This is a genomic window from Alicyclobacillus macrosporangiidus CPP55 (assembly GCF_000702485.1).
In the GTDB taxonomy this organism is placed as follows: domain Bacteria; phylum Bacillota; class Bacilli; order Alicyclobacillales; family Alicyclobacillaceae; genus Alicyclobacillus_H; species Alicyclobacillus_H macrosporangiidus_B.
Genome location: NZ_JNIL01000001.1, coordinates 1,278,537 through 1,304,747 on the forward strand (window position 1 = coordinate 1,278,537; position 26,211 = coordinate 1,304,747).

Annotated in this window: 24 protein-coding genes and 1 pseudogene; 5 read left to right on the top strand and 20 right to left on the bottom strand. The window is 66.7% G+C overall.

Annotated features, from left to right (window positions below; all coding sequences use genetic code 11):
• Window positions 1–11: 11 nt before the first annotated feature.
• Both N687_RS0106635 and N687_RS23770 read right to left on the bottom strand, forming a co-directional pair.
• A complete protein-coding gene (locus tag N687_RS0106635) occupies window positions 12–1,058 on the bottom strand; it encodes an efflux RND transporter periplasmic adaptor subunit (protein ID WP_081841208.1) in 1,047 nt (348 codons plus the stop codon).
• Window positions 1,059–1,206: 148 nt separating this feature from the next.
• Window positions 1,207–2,100 (bottom strand): DUF3905 domain-containing protein, encoded by an 894-nt coding sequence (locus tag N687_RS23770; RefSeq protein ID WP_156040065.1) that lies wholly within the window; start codon window positions 2,098–2,100, stop codon window positions 1,207–1,209.
• Window positions 2,101–2,232: 132 nt separating this feature from the next.
• On the opposite strand from N687_RS23770, the gene N687_RS0106645 reads away from it, so the two are divergent.
• Both N687_RS0106645 and N687_RS0106650 read left to right on the top strand, forming a co-directional pair.
• Complete coding sequence (locus N687_RS0106645; protein WP_029421110.1) at window positions 2,233–2,586, top strand: hypothetical protein; 354 nt, start codon at window positions 2,233–2,235, stop codon at window positions 2,584–2,586.
• An 85-nt stretch (window positions 2,587–2,671) separates the two neighbouring features.
• On the top strand, window positions 2,672–3,109 hold the full coding sequence (locus N687_RS0106650) for a CBS domain-containing protein (RefSeq protein ID WP_029421111.1): 438 nt from the start codon (window positions 2,672–2,674) through the stop codon (window positions 3,107–3,109).
• 195 nt (window positions 3,110–3,304) lie between these two features.
• Here N687_RS0106650 and N687_RS0106655 read toward each other — a convergent pair whose 3' ends face one another.
• The 3 genes and pseudogenes from N687_RS0106655 to N687_RS20770 form a co-directional block, all read right to left on the bottom strand.
• Complete coding sequence (locus N687_RS0106655) at window positions 3,305–3,496, bottom strand: alpha/beta-type small acid-soluble spore protein (RefSeq protein WP_029421112.1); 192 nt, start codon at window positions 3,494–3,496, stop codon at window positions 3,305–3,307.
• A 143-nt stretch (window positions 3,497–3,639) separates the two neighbouring features.
• On the bottom strand, window positions 3,640–3,828 hold the full coding sequence (locus N687_RS0106660) for an alpha/beta-type small acid-soluble spore protein (protein WP_029421113.1): 189 nt from the start codon (window positions 3,826–3,828) through the stop codon (window positions 3,640–3,642).
• Between the two features lie 92 nt (window positions 3,829–3,920).
• Window positions 3,921–5,058, bottom strand: a pseudogene (locus N687_RS20770) (citrate synthase).
• Between the two features lie 196 nt (window positions 5,059–5,254).
• On the opposite strand from N687_RS20770, the gene tpx reads away from it, so the two are divergent.
• A complete protein-coding gene (gene tpx, locus N687_RS0106670) occupies window positions 5,255–5,758 on the top strand; it encodes a thiol peroxidase (RefSeq protein WP_029421114.1) in 504 nt (167 codons plus the stop codon).
• A 73-nt stretch (window positions 5,759–5,831) separates the two neighbouring features.
• Here the strand turns inward: tpx and N687_RS0106675 are convergent, their stop codons facing one another.
• From N687_RS0106675 to N687_RS0106700, 6 genes are all read right to left on the bottom strand, one after another.
• Complete coding sequence (locus N687_RS0106675; protein WP_051663009.1) at window positions 5,832–6,767, bottom strand: phosphosulfolactate synthase; 936 nt, start codon at window positions 6,765–6,767, stop codon at window positions 5,832–5,834.
• A gap of 129 nt (window positions 6,768–6,896) precedes the next feature.
• The gene (locus tag N687_RS0106680) at window positions 6,897–7,433 is read right to left on the bottom strand and encodes a manganese efflux pump MntP family protein (protein ID WP_029421116.1); all 537 of its coding nucleotides are present in this window, start codon (window positions 7,431–7,433) and stop codon (window positions 6,897–6,899) included.
• Between the two features lie 15 nt (window positions 7,434–7,448).
• Window positions 7,449–8,867, bottom strand: coding sequence for a bifunctional folylpolyglutamate synthase/dihydrofolate synthase (locus N687_RS0106685; RefSeq protein WP_051663010.1), 1,419 nt, complete (start codon window positions 8,865–8,867; stop codon window positions 7,449–7,451).
• 119 nt (window positions 8,868–8,986) lie between these two features.
• Window positions 8,987–10,447 (bottom strand): amidase, encoded by a 1,461-nt coding sequence (locus N687_RS0106690; protein WP_029421118.1) that lies wholly within the window; start codon window positions 10,445–10,447, stop codon window positions 8,987–8,989.
• A gap of 45 nt (window positions 10,448–10,492) precedes the next feature.
• On the bottom strand, window positions 10,493–11,485 hold the full coding sequence (locus N687_RS0106695; RefSeq protein ID WP_029421119.1) for a 2-hydroxyacid dehydrogenase: 993 nt from the start codon (window positions 11,483–11,485) through the stop codon (window positions 10,493–10,495).
• Window positions 11,482–12,558 carry a tartrate dehydrogenase gene (locus N687_RS0106700; protein ID WP_029421120.1) on the bottom strand — a complete coding sequence of 359 codons (1,077 nt, stop codon included), beginning with the start codon at window positions 12,556–12,558 and terminating at the stop codon, window positions 11,482–11,484. The genes N687_RS0106695 and N687_RS0106700 overlap by 4 nt, the downstream gene beginning before the upstream one ends.
• Window positions 12,559–12,726: 168 nt before the next feature.
• On the opposite strand from N687_RS0106700, the gene N687_RS0106705 reads away from it, so the two are divergent.
• The gene (locus N687_RS0106705; RefSeq protein WP_029421121.1) at window positions 12,727–14,220 is read left to right on the top strand and encodes a PD40 domain-containing protein; all 1,494 of its coding nucleotides are present in this window, start codon (window positions 12,727–12,729) and stop codon (window positions 14,218–14,220) included.
• Window positions 14,221–14,271: 51 nt separating this feature from the next.
• On the opposite strand, the gene N687_RS0106710 is transcribed toward N687_RS0106705, so the two are convergent.
• The 4 genes from N687_RS0106710 to N687_RS0106725 all read right to left on the bottom strand — a co-directional run bounded on the left by N687_RS0106710 (window position 14,272) and on the right by N687_RS0106725 (window position 19,216).
• The gene (locus tag N687_RS0106710) at window positions 14,272–15,165 is read right to left on the bottom strand and encodes a dihydrodipicolinate synthase family protein (RefSeq protein WP_029421122.1); all 894 of its coding nucleotides are present in this window, start codon (window positions 15,163–15,165) and stop codon (window positions 14,272–14,274) included.
• A gap of 48 nt (window positions 15,166–15,213) precedes the next feature.
• A complete protein-coding gene (locus N687_RS0106715) occupies window positions 15,214–16,488 on the bottom strand; it encodes a DUF362 domain-containing protein (protein WP_029421123.1) in 1,275 nt (424 codons plus the stop codon).
• A 77-nt stretch (window positions 16,489–16,565) separates the two neighbouring features.
• A complete protein-coding gene (locus tag N687_RS0106720; RefSeq protein ID WP_029421124.1) occupies window positions 16,566–17,432 on the bottom strand; it encodes a fumarylacetoacetate hydrolase family protein in 867 nt (288 codons plus the stop codon).
• Window positions 17,433–17,494: 62 nt separating this feature from the next.
• On the bottom strand, window positions 17,495–19,216 hold the full coding sequence (locus N687_RS0106725) for an IlvD/Edd family dehydratase (protein WP_231493420.1): 1,722 nt from the start codon (window positions 19,214–19,216) through the stop codon (window positions 17,495–17,497).
• A 208-nt stretch (window positions 19,217–19,424) separates the two neighbouring features.
• Here N687_RS0106725 and N687_RS0106730 point away from each other — a divergent pair, with 208 nt between their 5' ends.
• Window positions 19,425–20,432, top strand: a complete 1,008-nt coding sequence (locus N687_RS0106730; protein WP_029421126.1) for a D-cysteine desulfhydrase — start codon at window positions 19,425–19,427, stop codon at window positions 20,430–20,432.
• 104 nt (window positions 20,433–20,536) lie between these two features.
• Here the strand turns inward: N687_RS0106730 and N687_RS0106735 are convergent, their stop codons facing one another.
• The 5 genes from N687_RS0106735 to N687_RS0106755 form a co-directional block, all read right to left on the bottom strand.
• Complete coding sequence (locus N687_RS0106735) at window positions 20,537–21,352, bottom strand: transporter substrate-binding domain-containing protein (protein WP_029421127.1); 816 nt, start codon at window positions 21,350–21,352, stop codon at window positions 20,537–20,539.
• Between the two features lie 119 nt (window positions 21,353–21,471).
• A complete protein-coding gene (locus N687_RS0106740) occupies window positions 21,472–22,698 on the bottom strand; it encodes a PLP-dependent aminotransferase family protein (protein ID WP_029421128.1) in 1,227 nt (408 codons plus the stop codon).
• 25 nt (window positions 22,699–22,723) lie between these two features.
• Window positions 22,724–24,229 carry an argininosuccinate lyase gene (argH, locus tag N687_RS0106745; RefSeq protein WP_029421129.1) on the bottom strand — a complete coding sequence of 502 codons (1,506 nt, stop codon included), beginning with the start codon at window positions 24,227–24,229 and terminating at the stop codon, window positions 22,724–22,726.
• Between the two features lie 71 nt (window positions 24,230–24,300).
• Complete coding sequence (locus N687_RS0106750; RefSeq protein WP_029421130.1) at window positions 24,301–25,128, bottom strand: carbohydrate ABC transporter permease; 828 nt, start codon at window positions 25,126–25,128, stop codon at window positions 24,301–24,303.
• Between the two features lie 34 nt (window positions 25,129–25,162).
• A complete protein-coding gene (locus N687_RS0106755) occupies window positions 25,163–26,098 on the bottom strand; it encodes a carbohydrate ABC transporter permease (RefSeq protein ID WP_231493421.1) in 936 nt (311 codons plus the stop codon).
• Window positions 26,099–26,211 lie beyond the last annotated feature (113 nt).

The window sequence follows — 26,211 nt, forward strand, 5'->3', positions numbered from 1 at the left end:
CGGCTCGGTCATCACGTCCTCACCGCGCTTCCCGACGCCAGGCCCGCCGGCGGATTGAGAATGACCACATCGCCCGCCTGAAGCCCCTTTGTCACCTCGACGCGCGTGTCCGTCGTGATGCCCAGCTGAACCGGCCGACGTTCGGCGCGTCCGTCGCGCACCACGTACACCGCGTACCCTTGTCCGTCCTGGACCAGCGCCGGATAGGGGATGGCGACGACCCCCTTGTGGGTGGCGCTGATGATGTGCACGTCCACCTGGTAACCGAGTGGCACCGGGAAATCCGCGGGGACGCCGAGATCGACCTCCACCTGTCCGCCGCCCGTATCGGTCGTCGCGAACAGACCCACCTGCTGCACCGACACCCGCCAGGTCTTGCCAGGGAATGCCTCGCTGGTCACCTCGGCCGCCATGCCCTTCTTCACGTGGACCGCGTCCACCTCGGACACCTGCGTGACGATCTGCTTCGCGTCCCCCACCACCTCGAGCACCGGCGCGGGGTTGCCGTCCGAGCCGACGCCGCTCGGATTGATGAGGATCACCGTGCCGTCCATCTGAGCCCGGAGGAGCGTCGCGTCGTAGGCCGCCTGGGCCTGGCTGAGATTCGCCTGCGCCTGAGCCACGGTCGATCGCGCCTGGGCTACGGTGCCTGTGAACTGCCCCTGAAAGCCGGGAGGAGCAGCGGATTGCTGCTGCAGTGCAGCGTTCAGGGTCTCCTGGGCTTGCGCCAGGTTGGTCTTGGCCGCCTGCAGTGCCGCCGCCTGTGCCTCGTTCTGCAGCGTGATCAGGATCTGGCCTTTCTTCACCCGGTCCCCGATGTGGACCTCCACCTTCCCGATGGGCGCCGTGAGGTTCGTCGGCATCACGATCTGACGATCGACCGGGCGTACGGTCCCGGAGGCGAAAATGGTCTCCTGCAGATCGGTCCGCTCCGCCACAGCGGTCGCCACATGCGGGGCGCGCGGCCGCCACCACCACACGGCGGCCGCAGCCAGCACCACCACCACCGCGAGCGCTCCCCACATCCACCTGCGCCGTCGATCCGCCGCTTCGCGCACACGTCTCCCCCTCTTCGTCCCCGTGTCCGGCAGCCAAATCCTCGCCGTCCGGCTTGACCTATCCGTCCATCACCTTATCACATCCCCATCCTGCCTGAACAGGAAAAAGGGCGAGAGCCCCTGCTCTCGCCCGGTGTAACGCCGGTCCTCACATCAAGCGGCCGTAGACCGTGTGCTCCGATTGCCGCCCTGGCGTGGCGGGCTGATTGCCATCCGCCCGCAGCACGGCCGCCAAAGCGCCCGGATTGACGCCGCGCCCTTGAATCCCGGAGGTCGACGCGGACGACGGTCCAGGAGGGGCGTATGCGGATCCGTACGAATGAACGCCCGAACTCAGCCGGGTATCTGACGCCCTTCGCGTGGCGGGCAGGCCGCTGCCAATGTTGCTCCCAGCCATACGGGAGAGGGTGTGCGTGCCGGCCGAAGAAGACGGCGCAGAGGGCAAGCGGTTGGCCGATTGCTGCGTGGGTGACGGCATCGCCGTCTGGACCGATGGGAGAACCGACCCGTGCGTCTGCAGCTGCAGCTGCTGTTGCTGCTGCGCGCTGCTCATCGCTGTGTGCAGGCGTTGGTGCATCTGCTGCAGTTGGCCGATCACCTGGCTCATCTGTTGATGGAGATCCTGTAATTCTTGAACCACCTGGTGCATCGTCATCGCCTCCATATGTGCGCACCGGCGGCCGGCGCCACGGACGCCCGGATCGCCCCCTGACGAGACGCCGCCGGTCATGCGTAGTGTGTTCCGGGGCGTCCTTCCCTTATTCGGGAGACGCGTCTTGCCCGTCTGTCGAAAAGGTGTCGTCTTCGACACCCCAGTTGGTGTCATGGGTCGGGTGCATGAACCGCGCCCCGCCGGTGAACGTACCTGCCCGGCCTTCCTCGAGGCGCCGGGCCCCGGATCGCCTTCGGGATCGTCCATCGCCCACTCATCCCCCGCCATGATGACGGGGTCCACGTCGGTGCTCCAGTGATCGAGCGGCGTCTCCCGCCAGGGAGGCAACCCTTCGCGCGGATCGGGACGCTCCGCCCCTCGCTGTGTCATGCCGTCTCCTCCCTCCACCACCGGTCTGTCTATAACATGCGTCAAGGCAGGTGGGCTATGCGGCCTGTCCGCATACGCCGGAGCGGTGTCGCATATGCATGTGGGGACGGAACGCTGGGAGGGAGTCGCCGGATGGATGTGCGCGTGTACGACCGGTTGTGCGGCTGGCTGTGCTTGGCCCTGGGGATCACGGGCTGGTGGACGGGCGCCGTCTGGGACTACATGCGGATCGCCCGGCCGGAGGCGGTGCTCTGGACCTCGCTGGGCGTCCTCGCGGTGCTGGGCGCCCGTGCCAAGCGGCGGGAAGCTTTCCTGGTGTGCTGCCTGCTGACCCTCGCCCTGGCCGCCTGGGGGGTTCTGGGATGGATGGATTCCTCCGCATGGCTGGGCCCGATGGAACCCTTGGAAGGCTTGATCCGCCTGCTCGCGGCGGTCTGGGGCGTCTACGCGGCTGGGTCTGAGATGGCCCAATGGATGGCTCGCTGAAGGGATACCACCCCTTGACCGGGCACATACTACGCCGGAGGGCGGGGTCCGCCCGACGTCTCAAACTTCCGGGGAGGGTCTTTTCATGAAGGTCCGTGACCTGATGACGTCCGACGTCACCTGCTGTCAGCCCACGGACACGCTGCAGAAGGCGGCGCAGTCGATGGCTTCGCTGAATGTAGGATCGATTCCGGTGTGCCAGAATAACAAGGTCATCGGCATCATCACCGACCGGGACATCTGCTGCAAAGCGGTGGCCACCGGCAAATCGCACACGACCCCCGTTCGCGACTGTATGTCACAGAAAGTCGTGACCTGCACGCCGGACACCGACGCGCATGAAGCGGCGGACCTGATGGCCACGCATCAGATCCGGCGACTTCCCGTGTGCGATGCCAGCGGAAACATCGTGGGCATCCTGTCCATCGGCGACCTCGCGACGGTGGACATCCACATCAACGAAGCTGGGGACGCCCTGAGCAAGATCTCGGTCCCGACAACCGCACCCAACGCCGTGCACTGACGGGTGTCCAAACGTCACAGCCCTCCTGGCGAGGGCTGTTTTTCTTACGGCTTTTCGTCCGCCCTGCGCCACGGGAACCCGCTTCCATCGCGGCTTGTGGAACCTGTCCACCGGAAAAGACGGTCCGGCGCACACCTCGCGCCGGACCGTCCGGAAACAGGGTACCATCGGATGCGGTTGTTCACCAGGCTGAGGTTACGCCCGGCCGCTCAGATGCTGCTCTGCAAACGCCACCAGTCGTTTCGTGATCTCACCGCCAACCGAGCCGTTCTGGCGCGAGGTCGTCTCGCCCCCGAGCTGAACGCCGAACTCGGTCGCGATTTCGTACTTCATCTGCTCCAATGCCTGACGCGCGCCGCTTGCCACGTAGTTGTTGTTGTTCGGCATATCGGCTTCACCTCCCCTGAGCGTAGGATACCCAGGACGCGCGGACATACACTGGCACCTTCTGCACCTGCAGCGTCAAAAGGCAGGGCGGACGCCGTCGCGTCCGCCCTGCCGCCAAACACGGGCATATTTCTTTTTTCCGTTCAGCGGCCGGACATCGCCTGCTCCGCGAAGGCCACCAGCCGCTTCGTGATCTCGCCACCCACCGACCCGTTCTGGCGGGAGGTCGTCTCGCCCCCGAGCTGAACACCAAACTCCGTGGCGATTTCGTACTTCATCTGCTCCAACGCGTTGGAGGCGTTGGACACCAAGTGCGTATTGTTCCTTGGCATTTCACATCACCTCCTTGTGGGCTTTAGTCTGCCCGCAAGGAGGGGTTGTACACTGTCACTTTCTGCCGCATTCACCACTCAGGGCAACGAGTTTACCGTTCAGACAGCGGGACGAACTGGCGATGGGTCGGCCCGGTGTACTCGGCACGCGGACGGATCAGGCGATTGTTGCGGTACTGTTCGAGCACGTGGGCAGTCCATCCGGAAATGCGGCTGCACGCGAAGATCGGCCTGAACAGATGCGTCGGCAGACCCAGAGAATAATACAGGGAAGCCGAGTAAAAATCCACGTTCGGATTGAGGCCTTTCTTGTCCTTGACAAGTTGTTCGATCCGCAGACATCTCGAACCACTTCGTCTCACCGGCCAGCTCGCCCGCTTTCTGGCTCAGCTTGCGCAGATGCGTGGCGCGCGGATCCTCCGTCCGGTACACCCGGTGGCCGAAGCCCATGATCTTCCGTTTGGCCGCCAGGGCTTCGTCGATGTAGCTCTCGACACGGGACATGTCCCCGATCTCGAGCAACATCTTCATCACCTGTTCGTTTGCGCCCCCGTGCAGAGGCCCTTTCAACGTACCGATGGCCGAGGTGATGGCCGAGTACATGTCGGACAGGGTCGCCGCGGTCACCCGGGCGGAGAAGGTGGAGGCGTTCAATTCGTGGTCCGCGTGCAGGATGAGGGCGATATTGAAAGCGCGCTCCGTGAACTCGTTCGGGACCTGACCGGTGAGCAATTGAAAGAAACTGGACGCGGCGCTCAGTTCCGGATCGGGTTCAATCGGATCCTGCCCATTGCGGATGCGTTCAAACGTGGTCACGATGGTCGGGATCTGCGCCACAAGGCGGGTTGCTTTGCGGACGTTGGCCTCGTAAGATTCGTCGCCGTTGTCCGGATCGTAGATCCCGGCGAACGATACGGCCGTACGCAGGACCTCCATCGCGTTCGCGTCTTTGCGGACCCCTTTGAGGAAGTTGAGCACGTCGGGGGTCAGCGCGCGCTGACGGCCGATCTGGTGCTTGAACTCGTCCAACTGCTGGCGATTGGGCAGTTCCCCGTGCCACAGCAGGTACACGACTTCCTCAAAGGAGGCGTTCCCGTTGACCAGGTCGTGGATGTTGTACCCTTGGTACACCAGACGGCCTTCCTTGCCGTCCAGGAAACAAATGTCGGAGGTGTTGGAAACGACGTCTTCAAGCCCGGCGACAAAAGATGTATCGGTGTCTTTCGACATAAAATGATTCCCCCTCCCGTTGATCGAGCCTTATTATACTACACACCCGCCTCCCGCATAAAAGCGCATACAATCGGGCCCCATACCGGCCCTGTCCGGTTCGTCCAGACGGGCGGGCTTGTGCTATGATAAAGGTGTTCACACCGTCGGCCTCGTACATAGGGAGAACAATTCCAGTTCGGAGAGGATGATTCACATGGCTCGTGTGTTCACCCTTGGCAAAGAGACCCCGCTCTCTGGTCCGGAGCTGAAGCCCGGTGACAAGGCGCCGAACTTCGAAGTCATCAACAACGCCCTTCAGAAGGTGACCTTGGACGACTTCAAGGGCAAGGTCAAGATCATCAGCGTCGTCCCGTCTCTCGACACTGGGGTGTGCGACGCGCAGACCCGCCGATTCAATGAGGAAGCCGCAAAACTCGGCGAAAACGTGGTGGTATTGACCATTAGCGCCGACCTGCCCTTCGCCCAGAAGCGGTGGTGTGGTGCAGCCGGCGTGGACCGGGTGATCACGCTGTCCGACCACCGGGACATGTCGTTTGCGAAGGCGTACGGAACGTATCTGGAGGACTTCCGGCTGAACAGCCGCGCCGTGTTTGTCGTGGACTCCAGCGACACCATCGTTCACGCCGAGTACGTGCCGGTCGCAGGCCAGCACCCAAACTACGAAGCCGCCATCGAAGCGGCGAAGGCGGCTCACTGATCCGGTCGTGGCAGGTGAAATCCGAAGAGGCTGTGCGGTGTCTCCCGCACAGCCTCTTCGCCTTCATCGTCATTCACCGCAGGGCCGGCCCCGAATCGGTCCTTGGATTGACCGCCCGATCCGTCCACAGCGTCGGCTTGGGAGCCTGCCCCTCCACCCCCATGGAACGCGCGTTCTCGCCCGCCTCTCCGCCCGGTTCTTCGGCCGGCTTCGTGATGCCCAGCGCCCATCTCAAGGTGTCGGAACGGAAGCCGCGGCGCAGGCTCTCCAAGGGGATCACATCGCAAGGCTGAATGTTTCCGAAGTTCACCTTGTGGCCGAACTTTTGAATGTAGTACACCTGCTGCTTCGTGAGGGGCGCCTCCCACATCACCCGGGTGGACAGCGGACCCAGGGCACGCACCAACGCGTCCACATCCGAGTCGCGGACGTTTCCGTCCTCGTCGTACAGATTCACCCCGCGGCCCCCCTCGCGGCCTTCGACGATCACGTAGTGGGCCCCGCTGGACAGATCCCCTTGGATGATGCTCGCCTGTTGGCGAAGCGGCAGCATGTAGCCAGACCATTTTTTGCCAACTTCCGTCAGGACCATGAACCCCATCTTTCTGGCGGCGCGGATGATCTCGCGCCGCGTGCGAAGCGGGAGATCGATGGTGCCGTCCGAGACTTCCACCACGCGGATGCCCCCTGCCCACAGGGCTTCCAGATAGTCGCGCCAGATGCCCTGGGAGATGGCGATCTCCAACGATGTGCCGCCCGGATAGGCCAGCACACCGTACTCCTGACACAGGCTCACCTTATCCATCACCCGCTCCGGGGGACAGACGGAGGCGCTGGCGAATCCGAACTTCCAAAAGTCGATGTACGCCGCGCCCAACTCCAGCACACCGCGCATCTGTGCCACGGGCATCCCGGTGTCGATCACCATCGTGAGGCCGGACAATCGCGGCTTATCGACCCTCCCCGGCAGTGCATCCTCCAGCAGTTCAGACCAGTACGGTTTGCTCACAGCACAAGCCCCTTCATGTGGTGTTCCGTATCACCACAACCTATGGAACCACTGGCCGCTGTGTGCAGGCCCAAGCCAAAACTGGCGCCAGCCTGGAGCGCACCAGCTAATGGTGGATCCTTCCACGCATCAGCCGGTGAACAACATGAGGAACGCGATGCCGAGCAGGACCATGCCGGACAACCGATCCGTCGGGACCGTGAGCCGAGCCCCGATCCATCGCCCAAGTTCGAGCCCAAGCAGGGTCATCGACAGGCTCACCAAACCGAATATGACGGCAGCGAGCCCGATGGGTACCTGAAGCATCCCCAGGCCAAACCCGACGGTCAGGTTATCCAAGCTCAGGGCCACCGCCAAAAGGAGGCTGCGCACGCCGATCGTCCGGTCGGGGGGTCCATGCGCCTCTTCCTGCGCCTTGACGAGCAGGTAGACGCCGAGGATGACCAGGACCCCGACGCCCACGTACCGCGACGCCCCACCGACGGCGCGGGAGAGCTCGCCGCCGAGAAACAGACCGGCTACGGGCATCATGGCTTCGAACAACCCGAACAAAACGGCGGTCCCCATCTGCTGGGACCGCTTCATGTTCGTCGTGCCCAGGGCCACCGACGCCAACGTGTTATTCATGCCTAAGGCCAAGCCGATGAGCACCAGCTGCAGAAGCAATCGGTAAGCCTCCTGTCATGCCCGGCCCCGCCGCGCGGCCACCTCCGGCAGGGGCGCCTCATTCCGCCAGATGCGGGTGGTGTCGACGCCGAGGGCCGCCAACGCGTCGCCGACAAAGGACTGGGTGCCGAGCACGAGGAGCACGTCCCTCGGCCCCATCCTGGGCTCCGCCCACGCCAAGGCGTCCTCGGCGTACTCCGCCTCGTGGACGTCGGACCACCGGGTCCGCGCCATCTCCGCCCAGCGGCCGTCGAAGTAGAGGTGTGGATTGTGCGCTCTGGCGAAGACCAGCCAATCCACGGTACCGTGCAGCGCGGCCAAGACGCCCTCCCCGTCCTTGTCCGCCGGCAGGCCCAGCACCGCCCCAATGCGGCCGCCGCGAGCCCGGCGCGCCTCGGACCACGCCGCCACGTACCGGGCGGACGCGCCGTGAATGGTACCATCGACGACCACCCAGGGATTCGGTCGCACCACCTCGAGGCGTCCGGGCAGGCGGAGGCCGCTGAGATCGATCCGCTCGGGCATCGGGCGCCCGGGCCGGAGCCGCGTCCAGACCGCCCGCGCGGCCGCCATGGCCACCGCCGCGTTCTCCACCAGAAACCCGCCGCCCGGTTCCGGCAGCCGGATTTCAAACCGGCTGCCGGACACCTCCACAATGACCAGTTTATCCCCATCTGTCGCTCTGCAGTCCACCTGCTCGCCGAGGACCTGAAGATCCGCCCCCTGCCGCACAGCCTGCTGCCGAAGGATAGAGAGAGGCACGTCGCTCTGCCGGTGGCTCACCACCCAACGGGTCTCCGGGGTGATGACGCCCGCCTTCTCCCACGCCACGTCCGACAGCCGCGGGCCCAATTGCTCGCGGTGCTCGAGGAACACGGGTGCCACGACGGCACCCTCGTGATGGACACGGTTGACGTCGTCGTGCAGGGCCCCCCGCCCCAGCTCGTACACGTTCACATCGGTGTCTTCCTCCCGGAACCACAGCGCCGCCACCGCCGCCAACAGCCCGACCGGCCCGAGGTATTGGCCATCTGGCAATTCAAAACGGGCCGCGATGTCCGCGATCTGCCGCACACAGGAGGCGAACCGCGGTTCGGGCATCATCTCGCCGTCGACGCGAATCCGCTCCATGAAGTCCACCAGATGAGGCCCGGTGAACAGGCCCACGCGCAATCCCAGCTGCTGCAGGATGCCGGCCAGGAGGATGGCGTGCGATCCCTTCCCTTTGCTTCCCGTGACCGCGACGTTGTACCCGTGCCGATCCGGCCGGCCGAGCGCACCCAACAGCCGTTCCGTCCACTCCGGATGGCGTACGTCCCGATCGTAGCCCGGTTTGAGGTTCGGCTTGGCACGGTTGTAGGAGGCATAGATCCAGTTGATGGCCTCGGTGGCCGGTGTCGGTCCGACGATTCGCGGCAACGTGCATCGCTCCATCCTGAAACGCCCCCGCGCACAGCGGGGGCGTCCTTGTCCTGTCTGTTCCTTCCCCATGATGCCCCTTCAAGGGGCCGATTGCAAGCCGGGCGGGTGCCGCAGCGGGTCGGGTCGCGGCCTCATTCGTCCAGCCGCGGTGCCCGGCGGGCCTGGGTGGCCTGTTCGAACGCGTACGCCCAGCGGATGAGGGCCGGTTCGCTGAACGCCCGGCCGGTGAAGGTCGCGCCGACCGGTTCCCCTTCCTTCGTATACCCAGCCGGCACCGTGATGGACGGGTATCCCGCTTTGGCGGCGATGCCCGCCCCGAGGTTTCCCGGGAACAGCAGCGCGTCCAGGCGGTGGGCCGCCAGCGCCGCGTCGATGCCCTCCTCCCGCGACAAGCGCAGGTCCCGCAGCCGGGCCGCAATGTACGCCGGATCGGTCAGGGTGCCGCTCGTGTCCTCCGCTTCGAGCATCCACACCTGCCCGTACTTGAGCATCTTCTCCGCATAGCGGAGGTTGAATTCGATCACGTCGCGCAGCGAATGCACCGGCACATGGGGCGCCAACCGGCCGAGGTATGCGTTGAGGGCCGGCTTAAACTCGTGCACCAGCACGGCCAGGTCCCACTCGGCGTCCGCGGACGGGATGTCGGCGGGATCGACCACCTCCGCCCCGGCGTCCCGCAGGGCGCGGATGGCCTCCTCCATCACCGCCTGCTTTCCCGCCGGCAGCTTGTCCCAGTAGCCTTTCCGCGGCACGCCGATGCGCGCCCCTCGCAGCGCGCCCTTGTCCAATCCGGCGGTGAGTTCTGCCGGGAAATCCGCCGGGATGCGCCAGGTTGCGGGATCGCCCTCGTCCCGTCCGGCGAGGGCCTGCAGCAGCAGGGCCGCGTCGACGACGCACCGAGCCATCGGGCCGGCCGTGTCCTGGCTGTGCGAGATCGGGATGATCCCGGTACGGCTGACGAGGCCCACGGTGGGTTTGATGCCGACGAGCGAATTCTGGCTCGACGGGCTGAGGATGGATCCCGACGTCTCCGTGCCCACCGCGGCGACCGCAAGGCCAGCCGCGACGGCCGCCCCCGACCCGGAGCTCGATCCGCCGACGTCAAACCGCCCTGGCCCATACGGGTTCTTCACCTGTCCCCCGCGCGAGCTGTAGCCGCTCGGCATATGCCGCGTCATGAAGTTGGCCCACTCGGTCATGTTCGTCTTGCCGAGGATGACCGCCCCGGCGGCGCGCAGCCGCTCCGCGACAAACGCGTCGCGGGCCGCGTAAGAGTCTTTCAAAGCCAGCGACCCCGCGCTGGTATGCATCTTGTCGCCCGTGTCGATGTTGTCCTTCACCAGCACCGGGATGCCGTGCAGCGGTCCGCGCGGCCCGCGGATCCGCCGCTCGAGGTCCAGCGCCTCGGCGATGTGCCAGGCGTCCGGGTTGACCTCGAGCACTGCGTTGATGCCCGGCCCCGCCTTGTCGTAGCGGGCGATCCGCGCCAAGCACGCCGCCACCAGATCGCAGGCCGAGACCTCGCCCGCATCCATGCCCGCCTGGATCTCCGGGATGGACCGTTCCAACCAGGCCTCCGCGCCCGTAACCATCGAATGCGCCTGTGCCAACAGATCCCCTCCTGTCTTCTCTCGCGGTCAGTCCTGCGCCTTGGGCCGGATGGCCTCCGGATTCACCGCGTTGGGCGGCACCTCGCCCGCCAGCGCGGCCACCATGTTGCGGGCCGCCGTCACCGCCATCGCGATCCGGGTCGCCTTCGTGGCGCTGCCGATATGCGGCAGGGTGACCACGTTGTCCATCTGCAGCAGCGGATTGTCGAGCGCCACCGGCTCCTGCTCGTAGACGTCCAGCGCCGCCCCGGCGATGCGCCCTTCGCGCAGCGCCTCAATCAGCGCCGCTTCGTCCACCACTGCGCCGCGCGCCGCGTTGATGAGGTATGCATCGGGCTTCATCAGCGCCAGTTCGCGGGCCCCGATGAGCCGCGTGGTCTCCGGCGTCAGCGGCGTCAACAGGACCACGAAGTCCGCCTCCCTCAAGAGGTCGTCGAGCGGCTTGTACTCCGCGCCCAGGGCCGCCTCCGCCTGCGGGTTGCGCGAGCGGTTGTGGTACAGGATGCGCATGTCAAACCCGCGCGCCCGGCGCGCCACCGCCTGGCCGATGCGCCCCATCCCGACGATCCCGATGGTCGCTCCGTACACGTCCCGGCCCACCATCAGGCTCGGCCGCCAGCCGTCCCACTGGCCCGACTTCACGTACCGGTCGGCCTCCACCACGCGCCGCGCGATCGCCATGAGGAGAGCGAACGCGAGATCGGCGGTCGTCTCCGTCAGCACGCCCGGCGTGTTGGTGGCGACGACTCCGCGGCGCGTCAGGGCCGGGATGTCCAAGTTGTCGTAGCCCACCGCGATGTTGCTGACCACGCGCAGCCTCGGGGCCGCGTCGAGCACCGCCTGATTCACCTTCACGCGGGAATAGATGACCAATCCGTCGGCGTCGCGCACCCCCGCCAGGACCTCGTCGTCCGGCACCGGGTCCTCCGTGTCACGGTAGCGGATGTCGCAGTGCTCCGCGAGGATCCGGTAGGCCTCTTCGGGGATGGCGTTTGGCACGTACACCTTCGGCCGGCTCATGCGCGTCCCCTCCCCAATAGGTGATCGATCACGGCGTCCGCCACCTCATCCGTGGTGGCCCGGCCGCCGAGGTCCGGCGTGACGCGGCCGCTGACCAGAGTCGCCTCGATGGCGTCGAGGAGCTTCGCCCCAAGTTCCTGCTCGCCGATGAAATCGAGCATCATCTTGGCCGTCCAGATCTGGCCGATGGGGTTGGCGATGCCCCTGCCTGCGATATCGGGGGCCGACCCGTGCACCGGCTCGAACATCGACGGGTACTTGCGTTCCGGGTTGATGTTGGCCGCGGGCGCCATGCCGATGCTGCCCATGATGGCCGCCCCCAGGTCGGTGAGGATGTCGCCGAACAGATTGGACGCCACCACCACGTCCAGCTCGTGCGGCTGCAAAACGAAATAGGCCGCCAGAGCGTCGACGTGCATCACGCGGGTCGACACGTCCGGATACTCCTTGGAGATCTCCCGGTGCACCTGGTCCCAGAAGGGCATCGTGTGGATGATCCCGTTGGACTTGGTCGCCGCCATGAGGCGTTTGCGGGGCGACTTGGCCGCGAGATCGAAAGCGTAACGAAGCACCCGCTCCACCGCCATGCGGGAGAAGTAGCTGACCTGCACCGCGGTCTCAAACGGCGTGCCTTCATGGATGCGCCCGCCCATGCTGGAGTACTCGCCCTCGCTGTTCTCGCGCACCACGACGAAGTCGATCTCGCCCGCCTTATCGGATTTCAGCGGCGACGGCACGCCGCGCAGGGTCTTCACCGGCCGCAGGTTAATGTACTGCTGGAACCCGCGCCGGATGGGGATGAGCATCCCCCACAGGGAGACGTGGTCGGGCACGCTCGGATAGCCGCATGCGCCGAGGAAGATGAGTTCAAAGTCGGAGAGGACCTGCAGCGCGTCCTTCGGCATCATCTCGCCGTGCTGCAGATAGTACGCACAGCTCCACGGAAACTCCTGATAGTCAAACCGGAGCCCGCCGTGCAACTCGGCCGCCGCGTTCAACACGCGCACCGCCGCCGGCACGACCTCCTTGCCGATCCCGTCGCCCGGGATGACTGCAACACGATACCGGTTCATCTGAGTCACACCCTTCGCCCAATACTGACGTAACGCCTCCAGGATACCATGTCCCCGCCCGTGCCGGAGCACCGGTCACCCGGGATCCCCTCCCGCACCTTGCCACCATCCTGCGCTCTGCGTCGTCATATCGAACAGACCCACAGGCAAATCGGGAGGCTGATTCGGATGCATCACAACCGCCTTGCACCTGTACACGTCACCGCCGCCGTACTCGTCCTGATGGCCCTGGGAGGGTGCGGAATCCCGAGTGCGCCGCAACGGCCTTCGGCCAACACGGCCCAACCCGCTTACGCCGCGGTCGGCTCCGGCTCGGGTGCCAGCCGTGTCACCGACAACGACCTCCGCAACGGCGTGCCCGCCTCCCAGCCGCAGCCGCCCCTGCCCATGACGTTCTCCGCCGACGCCTGGCGCGGCATGGGGGAAGCCGCTATTCTGGTCGCCCCAGCCGCGTCCCAAAATGACTCCGGCGGATGGCTCTTTGTCTTGCCTTCCATCCCCGCCGCCGCGGGCGCGAATGTCCTCGCGAGCGCGCATCCCGTCTATCTGGGCGATCGCGTCCTGTCCGCGCGGATCTCCCCCGACGGGCGATGGGTCGCCGTCGTCCGCCAGGAGCCCGCCACCGGTGCCGCCGGCCCTGCCCCCGCGTGCAGCCTGTGGCTGGTGGCGGCAGACGGACGGACGAGTCAGCGCGTGGCGGCGGGGGACGTGATCACGGGCGGATGGTTGCCAAGTACCGACACCTTCGTGTACACCGACGGCACCGCCGCCGTCCACGCGGTCGATCCCGGCGGCACTCCGCACCGTCTGCCCATCTCCACAGCGCCGGGCGCCACCCTCCAACAGGTGGTGCCGAATCCCCGCGACGGACGGCTGGCGCTGCTCGAAGTCGTCCCGGATCCCGGCGGCAATGCCATCGACCGGCACGACGTACTGTTGCTGTGGGACCCGAACGGTGCCCGCACCACCGTCTTGCGGACCGCGAACAAAGGCGACGGCTTCTTGCTCGGCCCCTGGACGGCGGACGGACAGGCGCTCTTCTACTGGCCCGATCCGCTCCACTCCGCGTCGCTCGCCGCCGACGGCCTGACGCTGCACCGCGTCGACACCGCCGGCCACGACCAGGCGCTCACGGTCACCCTGCCCGGCACGGACGCCATCGCGCCGGCCACGGGATCGCAAGCGGCCATCCAGACCGGGGCCGGACGGACGCTGTGGGCCGCGCCCAAGCAGATCCAGTGGTTGGACGGCCACCGGCTCACTCCGGTCTCGCCGAACCCCGGGCACACCCAACTGTGGCCAACCGTCAGTCCGGACGGCAAGACGGTCGCCTTCGTGGAAGGCCCGGCCGGCGCCCCCAAGTCCCAGGCCTCCACCGCCGATGCCATGTCCCGGGCCTGGTGGGCGCAGACATCGCTCGTCGCGGTCGATCTCGAGCGCCACCAGCGGCACGTGGTGGTGCCCGCAGGCGGCGATCCCGCGCAAGCCCGCTTCACCCCAGACGGGCGAATCCTCATCGCCGACCGCGCAGGCCTCGCCTGGGTCGCGCCGTCCGGCCAGGCACAGCCCCACCGGGTGCTGACGATCGCGCAGACGGCTGCGCCCTTGCCCGCCCAGTGGGGGTCTGTGGCGCCCATCGGGATCGCCGACCTCCACCCGTGACCGTGGGGTCTCTGGGAAACCTCGTGATGGCGCTTCCGAAGCCGCGCGGGGTTATTCCGCCAGCCCCAGGTACCGCACCAGGTCCGCCAGCTCCTCCAGCGTCCGCCCGTCCACGGCCGGGGCGGGCGGGCGCACGTACGCGGAGTCAATCACCCCGCGCAACTTGAACGTCTCCTTGCGGATGGCCACGCCGCTGACGCCGAGCTGCGCCTCGAAGCGGATCAAGGGCAGGTGGCGGTAGAACTCGGTGCGCGCCGCCTCCGCGTCACCCGCGGTAAACCGCTCGTACACCCGCACCAGCACTTCCGGGTAGGCGAAGCCGGTCATGATCCCGGACGCCCCGCGGGCCAACTCCTCGTAGAAGTACATGCCTCCCAGGCCGCCGAACAGGCGCATGCGGCCATCCGTCTCCTCCAGGATGCGCGTGATCTTGACGGTGGTCGGCGACTCCTCCAGCTTCGCGAAGCGCGCCGTCGGCACCTCGCGCACGACGCGGCCGAAAAAGGCGGGCGGCAGCACGACGCCCGTCGTCGTCGGCTCGTCCTGGACGACGAGCGGCAGGTCGGTCGCCTCCCCGACGCGCCGGTAGTGCTCCAGCACCAGATCGAGGTTCTTGAGGTTGTTCGGCGGCGCCACCATCACCGCGTCCGCCCCGAGGCGCTTGGCCTCGCGGACGAAGTGGATCGCCTGATGCGTCCCCGGCGCGGAGCAGCCGACCGTCACAGGCACCCGCCCGGCCACCTGATCGATGACCGTCTGTGTCACCACCGCCCGTTCCGCTTCCGTCAGCTTGTTCGCCTCGCCCATGATGCCGAGCAGCGTGATGCCGTGCACGCCCGCCTGCAGATAGAAATCCGTCAACCGGCGCAGGCTCGCCACGTCCACCTCGCCCGCGTCCGTGAAGGGCGTCAACGAAATCACCGAGATCCCGTGCAACTCCGCCATGCCGCTTCCTCCTCTGCCGAAGGCGCGGGTCTTCCCCGCGCCCGCCGTTCATCCAAAGATGAGTTCGCCTGCTTCCGTGAACCGCATCGGCTCCGCCGGGCCCAGCACCTCCATCCGCTCGTGGGCCGCTACTTCCGGCAGCAGCGATTCCGACACCCAGATGTGCTCCAGGTGCAGAGTGTTGCGGATCCGCACCACCCGCGCCTGCGCCAGGTCCGGGCAGTTGCACGTCTTGATGGCCGCCTGGATGGCGAGCCGGTCGGTCGGCAGCACCATCGGCAGCTTGATGCTCGTCATGGTGGTCGACGTCAGCGAGTTCGCGTACCCTTTGACGCGGTCGATCTTCGCCTCCAGCGCCGCCGTCGTCACATCCGCCAACCCGACCCCGGCCGCGTTGCCGTCCGTCTTCTCCGTCAGGCGCAGCACGCACACCTTGCCGATGCGGATGTCGGGCTGCACCAGCTGGTTCGGGTAGCGTCCGGTGACGTTCGGATCCATCCCGACGCCGCTGATGTCCTTGCCCATCTCGTCAACCACCAGGACGTCCGGGTCGCGGACGAGGATCTTCGGCATCAAGCGCCGTGCCTCGTTCAACAGCTCGGGCTCCACCTCGTGCAGCCGTTCGGCGGGCACCGCCACCACGCGCGCCGTCTGGTCGTATGCGTTCTCCAATACCCCCACGCCGAACCACACCGGCAGCCGCTCGATGAGGGCCGCCGACAGGTCGAGCAAGTGGCGGGTCATGTGGTCGAACCCGCGCGCGTGGGCCGTCTCCGCCCCCTTCTGTTTGCCGAGGCCGATCACCAGCATCTTGATGAGCCCCGACTCCACCTTGCCGCGGAACGACGTATGGGGCTTGATCCGGTTGATCACGATGATCCCGTCCGCCTTCGCGGCGTACGCGTCCACGTACAGCGGCAGGCCGCCCGCCGACACGCCCGCCTGCACCACCTCCATGGTCGCCCGTACCGGCGCGCCGACAGTCGCCTCCGTCACGCCCAGGTGCTCGAGCATCGCCCTCTGGCCATCCGCCGTCGCCCCGCCGTGGCTGCCCATCGCCGGGACGATGAACGGGTCCGCCCCGCGCTGCTTCACGACCTCCACCACCGCCCGCACCAGCACGGGCAGGTTGGCGATCCCGCGCGACCCCACACCGATGGCCACCTTCGCCCCGGGCCGGATGCGCTCCGCCACCCCCGCCTCGGCGATCGCCCGGTGCACCGCACCCGCCACGTCGTCCACGCGCTCGGCGGCGAACTTCTGTCGCACCGGCGCCATCTTCGGCAGCGGGATGTCGCGCAACAGGTCCTCGAGAACGCCCATTTCATCCACCTCTCTTCCCGTCTCCGCCGGCCCGATGCTTCCGCTTGGCATCGGCGGCGGGCGGCCGTGCGTTTTGCCTACCCGCGGACCGGATTGACCAGGGACAAGAACCCGTCGATGCGGCACTCGGCCACGTCGCCCGGCCGGATCACCGCCGCGCCCGGCGTCCCCGTGGAGATGATGTCCCCCGGCAAAAGCGTCATCACCTGAGAGTGGAACGAGACCAAGAACAACGGCCGGAAGGTCATGTTCGCCACCACGTTCTCTCGATGCAGGCGCCCGTTGACATATGTGCCCACCTTCAACTGGTCCACGTCCGCGACCTCGTCCACCGTGACGAACTCCGGCCCGAAGCTGAAGAACGTGTCGAAGTTCTTCGCCCGGGTCAAAAAGCGCGGGTTTTTCTGCAGGATATCCTCCGCCGTCATGTCGATCACGGTCGTGAACCCGGCCACCACCGACGGCGCCTCCTCAAGCGGCACGTCCTTGCAGCGCTTACCGATGATCACCGCCAACTCCGCCTCCGCAGTCACCCGCTGGGACTGAGGCGGCAGCACGATGTCATCGCCCGGCCCGATGATGGTCGTGTCGGCCTTCATGAAGCTGGCCGGTTCCTCCGTCGGGTGGACGGCATTCAGGTCCCCGGCGTGCTCCCGGTAGTTGAGTCCGATGCCCCAAATCTTACGCGGACGCCGGTACAGCGGCCCGAACCGGCACGCCTCGAGCGGGATGCTGTCTTTGGCGGCCGCCTCCCTCTGCTCCGCCTGGACCACGCGTACGGCATCCGCCAATTCTTCCAACCGTCCGGACTCCAGCAGTACCCCCAGGTCGGCCGGGAAATCCCGGCCCGTCAGCCGGTTGAGCGCGGGTACCGGCAGCACCGCCTCCCCGAGGCGCACCGCCAGCGTCTCCTCACCCGGGTTCTTGATGGTCACCAGTCTCATGATCGCTCTCCCTCCCGGCGGCCTTCCCCCGGCCGCCCTTGTCAACTTGCGTCGCCTCCGCCTCACCGGCGGGGCACGGCGCGCAGAAAGTCGAAGTCACACCCCTGGTCCGCCTGCAGCACGTGCTCCTGGTACAGGCGCGTCCAGCCGCGCACCGCCCGGTTTTGCGGCGGCTGCCAGGCCGCCCGCCGGGCCGCCAGCTCGTCTTCGGGCACCAGCAGCTCCAAGCGCCGGTTCTCCACATCCAACTCAATCCAGTCGCCGTCGCGCACCAGCGCCAACGGGCCGCCTACGGCCGCCTCCGGCGCCACGTGCAGCACCACCGTGCCGAACGCCGTGCCGCTCATCCGGCAATCGGAAATGCGGACCATGTCGTTGACGCCCTGGGCGAGGATCTTCTTCGGAATCGGGATCATCCCCGCCTCCGGCATGCCCGGCGCCCCGACCGGTCCGGCGTTGCGCAGCACCAGGACACTGTCGGGGGTCACCGGCAGGGCCGGGTCGTCGATGCGCGCCTCCAGATCGGCCACCGAGTCGAACACCACCGCCGGCCCCCGGTGCTTGAGCAGGTGCTTCGACGCCGCCTTCGGCTTGATCACCGCCCCGCTCGGAGCCAGGTTCCCGGTGAGCACCGCAATGCCCCCCGTCACGGCGATCGGCTTCTCACGTGTGGCGATGACCTCGTAGTACTTCTCGTGCCGCGGCCGCCGGTAGGCCGCAAGGTTCTCGCCGACAGTCCGGCCGGTCACGGTCCGGCACGACAGATGCAGGAGGTCGCGCAACTCCGACATGACCGCAGGCACCCCGCCCGCCTTGTGGAAGTCTTCCATCTGGAACCGCCCGGCCGGCCGCAGGTTCGCCAAAAATGGCGTGGTGCGGCCGATCTCGTCGAACAGCGACAGCGGCAGCTCGATGCCGAGCCGCCCCGCGATGGCGACCAGGTGGATGACCGCGTTGGTGGATCCGCCGATGGCCTGCAGCACGCGGATGGCGTTGACGAACGCCTCGTACGTCAAGATCTGCGACGGCCGGAGGCCTTCGCGCACCAGCCGGACAATCTGCCGTCCCGTCTCCTCCGCCAAGCGCAGCCGCCGGTTGTCCGGCGCTGGAATGGCCGCGGCGCCCGGAAGCATCATCCCCATCGCCTCCGCGCACGCAGCCATGGTGCTGGCGCTGCCCATCACCATGCAGTGGCCGGCAGTCGGCGCGAGTGCCTGGTTGATCTCCTCCAGCTCCTCGTCCGATACCCGCCCCGCGCGGTACTCCTGCCAGAAGAACCGGCAGTCGGTGCACGCCCCGAGCGTCCGCCCCTCGTACTCTCCGCTCTGCATCGGCCCGCCGGTCAGGAGAATGGCCGGCACGTCCGCGCTCGCCGCGCCCATCAACTGCGCCGGCGTCGTCTTGTCGCACCCGGACAACAGCACCACCCCGTCGATGGGCTGGGCGCGGATCATCTCCTCGGTGTCCATCGCCGCCAGGTTGCGGTAGAGCATCGCGGTCGGGCTGGTGAATACCTCACCCAACGAGATCGTCGGAAACTCAAGCGGGATCCCGCCTTCCATCAGGACCCCGCGCTTGACCGCGTCCACCAGCGGCCCGAAGTGGGTGTGGCAGCGGTTGATCTCGCTGTACGTGTTGCAAATGCCGATGATGGGCTTTTCGAAGTCCGCGTCGTCGAAACCGAGATGGCGTGAGAACGCCCGGCGCAAGAAGGCGCTGAAGCCTGGGTCGCCGTAGGATGTGCTCGCCTTCGCCGCCTTTGCCGGTGTATGCGCTTGCTCCACCCGCATCTCCCTCCTGTCCTATCGTCGCTTCTAAAAATAGCAAATTGCGTGCCACTTGTGCAGATGAAAATGTGCATTTTGAAACACGCCGGGTCGGGTTTAAGCCGATCCATCCATGCTCGTCATCCCGTGGCTTTACTTTTTCCGTGATTCGCTGTCATGATAGAGGGAAAAGGGTTCGTCCCACAATCCACATGGAGGGGATCCGATGCATCTGGCCCAATTCCCGCGCCGCCGCTACACGGCGGGGCCGACACCGATTGAATTTCTCCCGCGGCTCACAAAGGCCCTGGGCGGACCGCAGATCTACATGAAGCGGGACGACCTGCTCGGCCTGACCGCCGGCGGCAACAAGACGAGAAAGCTCGAGTTTTTGGTGGCGGACGCCCTCGCCAAGGGGGCGGACACGCTCATCACCTGCGGGGCCGTGCAGTCCAACCACTGCCGGCTCACCTTGGCCGCAGCCAACAAGGAAGGGCTCGGCTGCTGGCTGGTCCTCGAGGAGCGCGTCCCCAACAGCTACCGCCCGGACGCCAGCGGTAACAACTTCCTGTACAAACTTCTCGGGGTCCAGGGCGTGACCGTCGTACCCGGGGGCTCCGACATGATGGCCGAGATGGAGAAGGTCGCCGAAGGCCTGCGCCAACAGGGCAAGCGGCCGTACATCATCCCGGGCGGGGGTTCAAATCCCATCGGCGCCCTCGGGTACGTCGCCTGCGCCCAAGAGCTGTTGGCGCAATCGTTCGACCTGGGGGTGGCGTTTGACTACGTGGTGTGCGCCAGCGGCAGTGGGGGGACCCACGCCGGATTGCTGGCCGGCCTCCACGCCTCCTCCAGCGGCATCCCGGTGCTCGGCATCGACGTCAGCCGGCCCAAGGACGCGCAGGAGGCGCTCATCTACAAACTCGCCTGCGACACCCTGTCGTACCTCGGGGTCGAACACCCCCTGCCGCGTGAGGCGGTCACCTGCTTCGACGCCTACGTGGGCCCCGGCTACTCCTTGCCCACCGAGGGCATGGTCGAAGCCGTCCAAATGCTCGCCCGCACCGAGGCCATCCTTCTCGATCCGGTCTACACCGGCAAAGCCATGGCCGGGCTCATCGACCTGGTGCGCCAGGGGTATTTCCGCTCCGAAGACCGAGTCCTGTTTGTGCACACCGGCGGATCGCCCGCCCTGTACGCCTACACCTCCGTGGTCCTCGGCGAATCCTCTTGACAGGCCAGGCAGGCTCCTGAAAGACCGACGGCCATGGCGCCTCTCTGCGCGCCATGGCCGTCGTCTGGAGTCCGGACATTTCCTCCGCTCCTGAAGGCCCGTTCTCAGCCCTGGTTCTTGCCCGGGCCGAACCACTTCTGGGCCAACTGGTCGAGCTCCCCGTCCTGTTTCATCTCCCGAATCGCCTGGTTAAACTTGTCCACCCAGGGCGATCCCTTCGGGAAGGCGATCGCCGCCCCGTCGGCCGTCAGGTTCGGGATGTAGGTCATCTGCAGCTGCGGGTACTGCTGGACATACCCCTTGGCCACCGTATCCTCGATGATGGCCCCGTCATCCCGGCCGGTGATCACCTGCTGCACGATGGCCGGGATGGTGTTCAGCGAATCCACCGTCGCCCCCGGGATCTTCTTGGCCTCCGTCTCCTGGATGGAGCCCAACTGAGCCCCCACCCGCTTGCCCTTCAGGCTGTCGATGGTGGTGTACGGGCTGCCCTTCTTGGAGACGATGGTCATCTTGGCCTGGTAGTACAGGTCCGAGAAGTCGACGCTCTTCTTGCGATCGTCCGTCGGAGACATACCGGCGATGACGAAGTCCGCCCGGTGCGATTGCAGCGCTCCGACCAGCCCGTTGAAGTCCATGTCCTGAATCTTGTATTGGAAGTGCAACTTTTTCGCGATCGCGTCGGCGATGTCGATGTCGAAGCCGACGATTTTGTCCTGTCCGCTCGAGGTGTCGTGGAACTCGTACGGCTTGTAGTCGGCAGACGTGGCCAGGATCAGCGTCGGCTCCGCGCCGGTCGTGCCCGAGGCGCCGGTGTTGCCGGCGGTGTTGGCGGCCGTGCCTGCCCCCGCCCCGCACCCGGCGAGCGTGCCGAGCAGAAAGGTGGACGTGACGGCCCATGCAGCGATGCGATGCGTCATTTTCAACGGTGAAACCCCCCGGACATCCCATTCGGATTGTCGAATTTTGTCGACGGATGTATAACAAACATGTTTTATTGTATATCTATTCATCCGTTTGTCCAGAGGGAATTTTTTGCTCACCGCACGTTCGACAGCAGCGCTCCCAGCCGGGAAACCCCCAGCTCCAGCTCATCCCGGTTCAGATGGCTGAAGGACAGCCGCAGCCAGTCGTCCCCCGGCAAGAATGCGGCATCCTCATTGGCGGACCCGCTCTCCGGGTGAAAGTAGCGACCCGGCACGTACGCCACGCCCGCCCGCAGGGCCTGCGGCAGCAGGCGGGCCGTGTGCACGCCCGGCGTGTGGATCCAGACGAAGTAACCGCCCTGCGGCCGCATCCACCTCAAGCCGGGCGGAAGGTGGCGGCGCAGCGCCATCTCCATCCACGCCGCCCGCTGGCGGTACACCCGTTGCAGGAAACGCACCCGGCCCGCCAAGTCCACGCTGGAGAGGTACTCGGCCGCCACCGCCTCCGCAAACGGATGCCCCAGGTCCTTCTTGAACCACCCTGCCACCTCGATGAACGGCCGCGCCCCGGCCAGCCAGCCGATGCGAAGGCCCGGCGCGATGACCTTGGAAAGGGAGCCGACGTAGATCACACGGCCTTCCGTGTCGAGGGATTTGAGCGCCGGCACCGGATCCCCGAAGCCCAGCTCGCCGTAAGCGTCATCCTCGAGGATGAGAAAGTCGTACACCTCCGCCAGTTCCAAAAGCATCCGTCGCCGCAGCAAAGACAGGCAGGCGCCCGTCGGGTTCTGATACGAGGCGATGGTGTAGACGAGGCGGGGCAGTGGCAGGCCCTGGCGCCGACGCCGCTCCAGGTCCGCCGCCAACAGGTCGGTCTGCAGGCCGTCGTGATCGACCGGATAGGCAGCGATGTGCGGGGTGTAGTTGCGGAACACCTCCAACGCCTCCATGTAGGTGGGCGCCTCCACCGCCACCACGGCCTCCGGGTCGAGCAGCACCTGCGCCGTCAGGTCCAGCGCCTGACAGGCGCCCGCGGTGACCAGGATCTCGTCCGGCGCCACGGGCATCCCGCGCGCCTGCATCCGATCCCGCAGGATCTCCGGCAGCTCCTCAGCCCGCCCGCTGCCGAGGTAGTGGAAAGGCCGGTCCCCTTCCCGTTCCGTCAACCGGCGCACCGCCGCCCCCAGCTCCGCCACCGGTACCGTCTCCGGAGCCGGGTATCCGGCGCTGAGCCGCACGCACCCCGGGGGCAGCGGCGGCATCCAGGCTCCCGGCGGGGTGTACCGCTGCGCCCGCAACACACGCTGCGAAAATCGCCGCTGCCACGCGTCTTCCGCCACGACCGCTTCCTCCTCCCGCCTGGTTTCACTCGCCGGCCAGCGTGATCGCCAGCCGCTCCAACTCTGCCAACGCCGCCTGCACCCGCGACGCCTCCGCGTCCACCGCCGTCCGCGCGGCTTCCAGCTGCCGCCGGCGTTCGGCCAGGGCCCGGCGGACCTCCTCCGGCGCTGGACCCCCGGGCAGCCGCCGGATGCGGACGAAGTGAACCGGATCGAGCGCCTCGGCGATCACGTCGTCCGGCAACCCGAGGGGCCGCCCGAGGACGGCCTGCGCCGCCTCATCCACCAGAGCCCCGTCGACCGCGGACACCGGGATGCCCCGGGCCAGGGCGCGCTGTACCACCGCCGCCGTCACCGCGTGGGCGGTGCGGAAGGGCAGGCCGGCTGTGCGGACCAGGGTGTCCGCCAGCTCGGTGACCGTCGCGAAGCTCTCCCGCGCACGCCGCAGGAGCAGATCCCGGTTCACCTCCAGGGTGCCCAGCACCGCCGCGTAGAGGCGGAAGACCTGATCCGCGAGATCGACACTGCGCCACAGGTGGGGTTGCAGGTCGTCCTCCGTGTCGTTGATGTCCCCGAAGGGGGTGTTGTGCATCATCTGCAACACGGTCGACGCGCTGCCGAAGCCGCTCGAACTCAGCGCCCGGATGTGCTCGAGGGACACCGGATTTCGCTTCTGCGGCATGATGGAGCTGGTCTGCACGTACGGGTCGGCCACGCGGATGGCGCCGAACTCTTGGGTGGCCCACCACAGCATATCCTGCACGTACCGGCCGATCCCCAAAAACGCGAGCTGGACCGCGGTCGCCGCCTCGGCCAGGTAGTCGCCCCCGCCGATGGCGTCGTACGCGTTCTCCACGATCCCGTCGAAGCCGAGCAGATCCGCCACGCGCCGGCGATCGATGGAAAACCCGGTGGTGGTGAGCGCCGCCGCCCCGAGGGGCGAGCGGTTGCAGGTGCGGTAGGCGGCTCGAAGGCGGGTGATGTCGCGCGCCACCGAGTCGTGGACCGCGATGAGGTAGTGCGCCAGGGTCATCGGCTGGGCCTGCTGCGTGTGCGTGTACCCCAGCATCACCGTGTCCGCGTGCTCCTCCGCCACGTCGATCACGGTGCCGAGGAAAGACAGCGCCGATCCGATGGCGCGCTGGAGCCTTTCGCGCAGGGCCAGCCGGTACATGGCGACCCCGAGGTCGTTGCGGCTGCGGGCCAGGTGCAAGCTGCCTCCGACCTCCCCGGCCGCCTGGATGATCTTTCGCTCGACGGAGAAGAACAGGTCTTCGCACGACCCGTCGTACCGGCTCGACGCCAGCTCGTCCAGGTTCAGACTGCGGATGGCCCGCATGACGACACCCGCGTCCGGCTGGGAGATCAATCCCTGTTCCGCGAGCATCACCAGATGGGCTTGGTGGATCTGCAGCATCGGGGTGAGCAGGTGCACCTTCGCCTGTTCATAGGCGGGGGCGAGGACCACCTCCGCGTACGTCCTCCCGGGAAACGTCCGCCCTTCCCGCGCGAATATGTCCGATTTTGTCATCGCTGCGCCTCCATGCTGTGGGATGAGCCAGGCGGGCCGGCGGGCCCGGCGTCCGGCACCGGGATCGTCCGTCAACCCTTCACGCCGGTGAGGGCGATGCCCTCGACGATGCGCTTCTGGAAGATGAAATAGAGGATCACGATCGGGATCACGGCGAGCGTGCTCATCGCCATGATGACGTTCCACTGCAGGCCGCCGTTATCCGCCGTCGAGAACATCCCGATGCCGATGGGCAGGGTGCGCATGGACTCCGTCGACACGACGATGACCGGCCACAGATACGCGTTCCAGTTGCCGAGAAACGACAGGATCCCGAGCGCCGACAGGGCGGGCTTCACCTGCGGCAGGGCGACCTGCAGAAAGATGCGAAATTCGGACATGCCGTCGATGCGTGCTGCGTCCAACAGGTCGTCGGGGACGCCGAGCATGAACTGGCGCATCAGGAACACCCCGAAGGCCTCCATGAGCCCCGGGAACATGATGCCCCAGTAGGTGTCGACCCAGCCGAACTGGGCGCTCATCACGTACCACGGGATCACCAACAGCTCCGTCGGCACCATCATGGTGCTGAGGATGAGGAGGAAGATGAGCTGATTCCCGCGGAATCGGAACTTGGCCAAGGTGTACCCGACGAGCGAAGCGAAGAACAGCTCGCTCACCGTGACGACGACGGCCACCACGATGCTGTTGAGGTACCAACGGCCGTACTGGGTCTCCGTAAACACCTGCCGATACGCGGACAAGTCCCACTGCTTCGGCCAGAAGTGGAATTGATAGAACTCCGGCACGCTTTTGAAAGACGACAGGATCATCCAGACGAACGGGAATGCGACCACCACGACGCCGATCCACAACAGGACGTGGATGACCCACACCCCGATGCTCGCTCTGCGCGCCACAAGGCTCCCCCCCTTTGCCGCCGCGTCTCGGGCGTCAATACTCGTACGCCCGGTTCAACACCTTCAACTGCACCAGGGTCACCAGCAGGATGAGAATGAACAGGACCACCGTCACGGCCGACGCGTACTGCAGGTTGAAGTCGTTGAAGCCGGCGTTGTACACGTACACCACCATGCTCACCGTGCTGTTGAGCGGCCCGCCGGCCTGTCCACCGCTGCCCCCGGTCAGGTTCTCGATCTGCGTGAAGGTCTGGAGCGCGCTGATGACCCCGGTGACGGCGAGAAAGACGAGAGTCGGATTGAGCAGCGGCCAGGTGACCCAACGGAACGTCTGCCAGGCCCCGGCGCCGTCCACCCGGGCCGCCTCCAAAAAGCTCCGCGGGATGGCCTCGAGCCCGGCCATGAAAATGAGCATGGCGAATCCGGCGTTTTGCCAGATCATCACGATGCTGACCGCCAACAGCGCCTCGTGCGGGTCGCGCAGCCACAGCTGCGCCGGGATGTGGAACCAGCCCAGCACCTCGTTGATGATGCCGGAATTGGGATCGTACATCAGGCGCCACACCCAGCTGACCGCGACCACGGAGGTGATGTACGGCAAGAAGTACACCGTCCGGTAAAACCCCTTCAGATGCCGTACCCGCCCGATCATCAGGGCCAACACCAGTCCGAAGGCCATCTGCGCCGGGACCGTGATCACGACGTACAGAAGCGTATTGCCGAGCGCCCGCCGGAACGTGTCGTCCGCCAGCATCTCCCGGAAGTTGGCGAGCGTCGGCCCGTGGCCGTTGTCGGTGAAAAACGCCATCCCGAATGCGTACAGGGTGGGCAGAATGCGGATGCCCACGAAGAACAGGACGGGCACCACGAGGAATGCGTACGCCGTCAAAGCGCGCCTGGCCGCCAGACTCATGCGGGGCGGCCGGTTCGTCACCGGCGCGCGGCGCGGTTCAAGGACCACCGCCTTCACGGGAACCCTCCTTCAGCCCGGTTTTGCAAAAAAACGCCGCCGCACCGGGGCCATGGCACACCGGCGGCACGGCGGCACCCGGCGGCTCCGCCCCCCGGCACGGCCGGGCAGGG

Excerpts from the sequence above, each read along its gene's own strand:
- N687_RS23770 (WP_156040065.1), bottom strand. The coding sequence starts at position 2,100 with ATGACACAGCGAGGGGCGGAGCGTCCCGATCCGCGCGAAGGGTTGCCT.
- N687_RS0106645 (WP_029421110.1), top strand. The coding sequence starts at position 2,233 with ATGGATGTGCGCGTGTACGACCGGTTGTGCGGCTGGCTGTGCTTGGCC.
- N687_RS0106650 (WP_029421111.1), top strand. The coding sequence starts at position 2,672 with ATGAAGGTCCGTGACCTGATGACGTCCGACGTCACCTGCTGTCAGCCC.
- N687_RS0106655 (WP_029421112.1), bottom strand. The coding sequence starts at position 3,496 with ATGCCGAACAACAACAACTACGTGGCAAGCGGCGCGCGTCAGGCATTG.
- N687_RS0106660 (WP_029421113.1), bottom strand. The coding sequence starts at position 3,828 with ATGCCAAGGAACAATACGCACTTGGTGTCCAACGCCTCCAACGCGTTG.
- tpx (WP_029421114.1), top strand. The coding sequence starts at position 5,255 with ATGGCTCGTGTGTTCACCCTTGGCAAAGAGACCCCGCTCTCTGGTCCG.
- N687_RS0106685 (WP_051663010.1), bottom strand. The coding sequence starts at position 8,867 with ATGGAGCGATGCACGTTGCCGCGAATCGTCGGACCGACACCGGCCACC.
- N687_RS0106690 (WP_029421118.1), bottom strand. The coding sequence starts at position 10,447 with ATGGTTACGGGCGCGGAGGCCTGGTTGGAACGGTCCATCCCGGAGATC.
- N687_RS0106695 (WP_029421119.1), bottom strand. The coding sequence starts at position 11,485 with ATGAGCCGGCCGAAGGTGTACGTGCCAAACGCCATCCCCGAAGAGGCC.
- N687_RS0106700 (WP_029421120.1), bottom strand. The coding sequence starts at position 12,558 with ATGAACCGGTATCGTGTTGCAGTCATCCCGGGCGACGGGATCGGCAAG.
- N687_RS0106705 (WP_029421121.1), top strand. The coding sequence starts at position 12,727 with ATGCATCACAACCGCCTTGCACCTGTACACGTCACCGCCGCCGTACTC.
- N687_RS0106710 (WP_029421122.1), bottom strand. The coding sequence starts at position 15,165 with ATGGCGGAGTTGCACGGGATCTCGGTGATTTCGTTGACGCCCTTCACG.
- N687_RS0106715 (WP_029421123.1), bottom strand. The coding sequence starts at position 16,488 with ATGGGCGTTCTCGAGGACCTGTTGCGCGACATCCCGCTGCCGAAGATG.
- N687_RS0106720 (WP_029421124.1), bottom strand. The coding sequence starts at position 17,432 with ATGAGACTGGTGACCATCAAGAACCCGGGTGAGGAGACGCTGGCGGTG.
- N687_RS0106730 (WP_029421126.1), top strand. The coding sequence starts at position 19,425 with ATGCATCTGGCCCAATTCCCGCGCCGCCGCTACACGGCGGGGCCGACA.
- N687_RS0106735 (WP_029421127.1), bottom strand. The coding sequence starts at position 21,352 with ATGACGCATCGCATCGCTGCATGGGCCGTCACGTCCACCTTTCTGCTC.
- argH (WP_029421129.1), bottom strand. The coding sequence starts at position 24,229 with ATGACAAAATCGGACATATTCGCGCGGGAAGGGCGGACGTTTCCCGGG.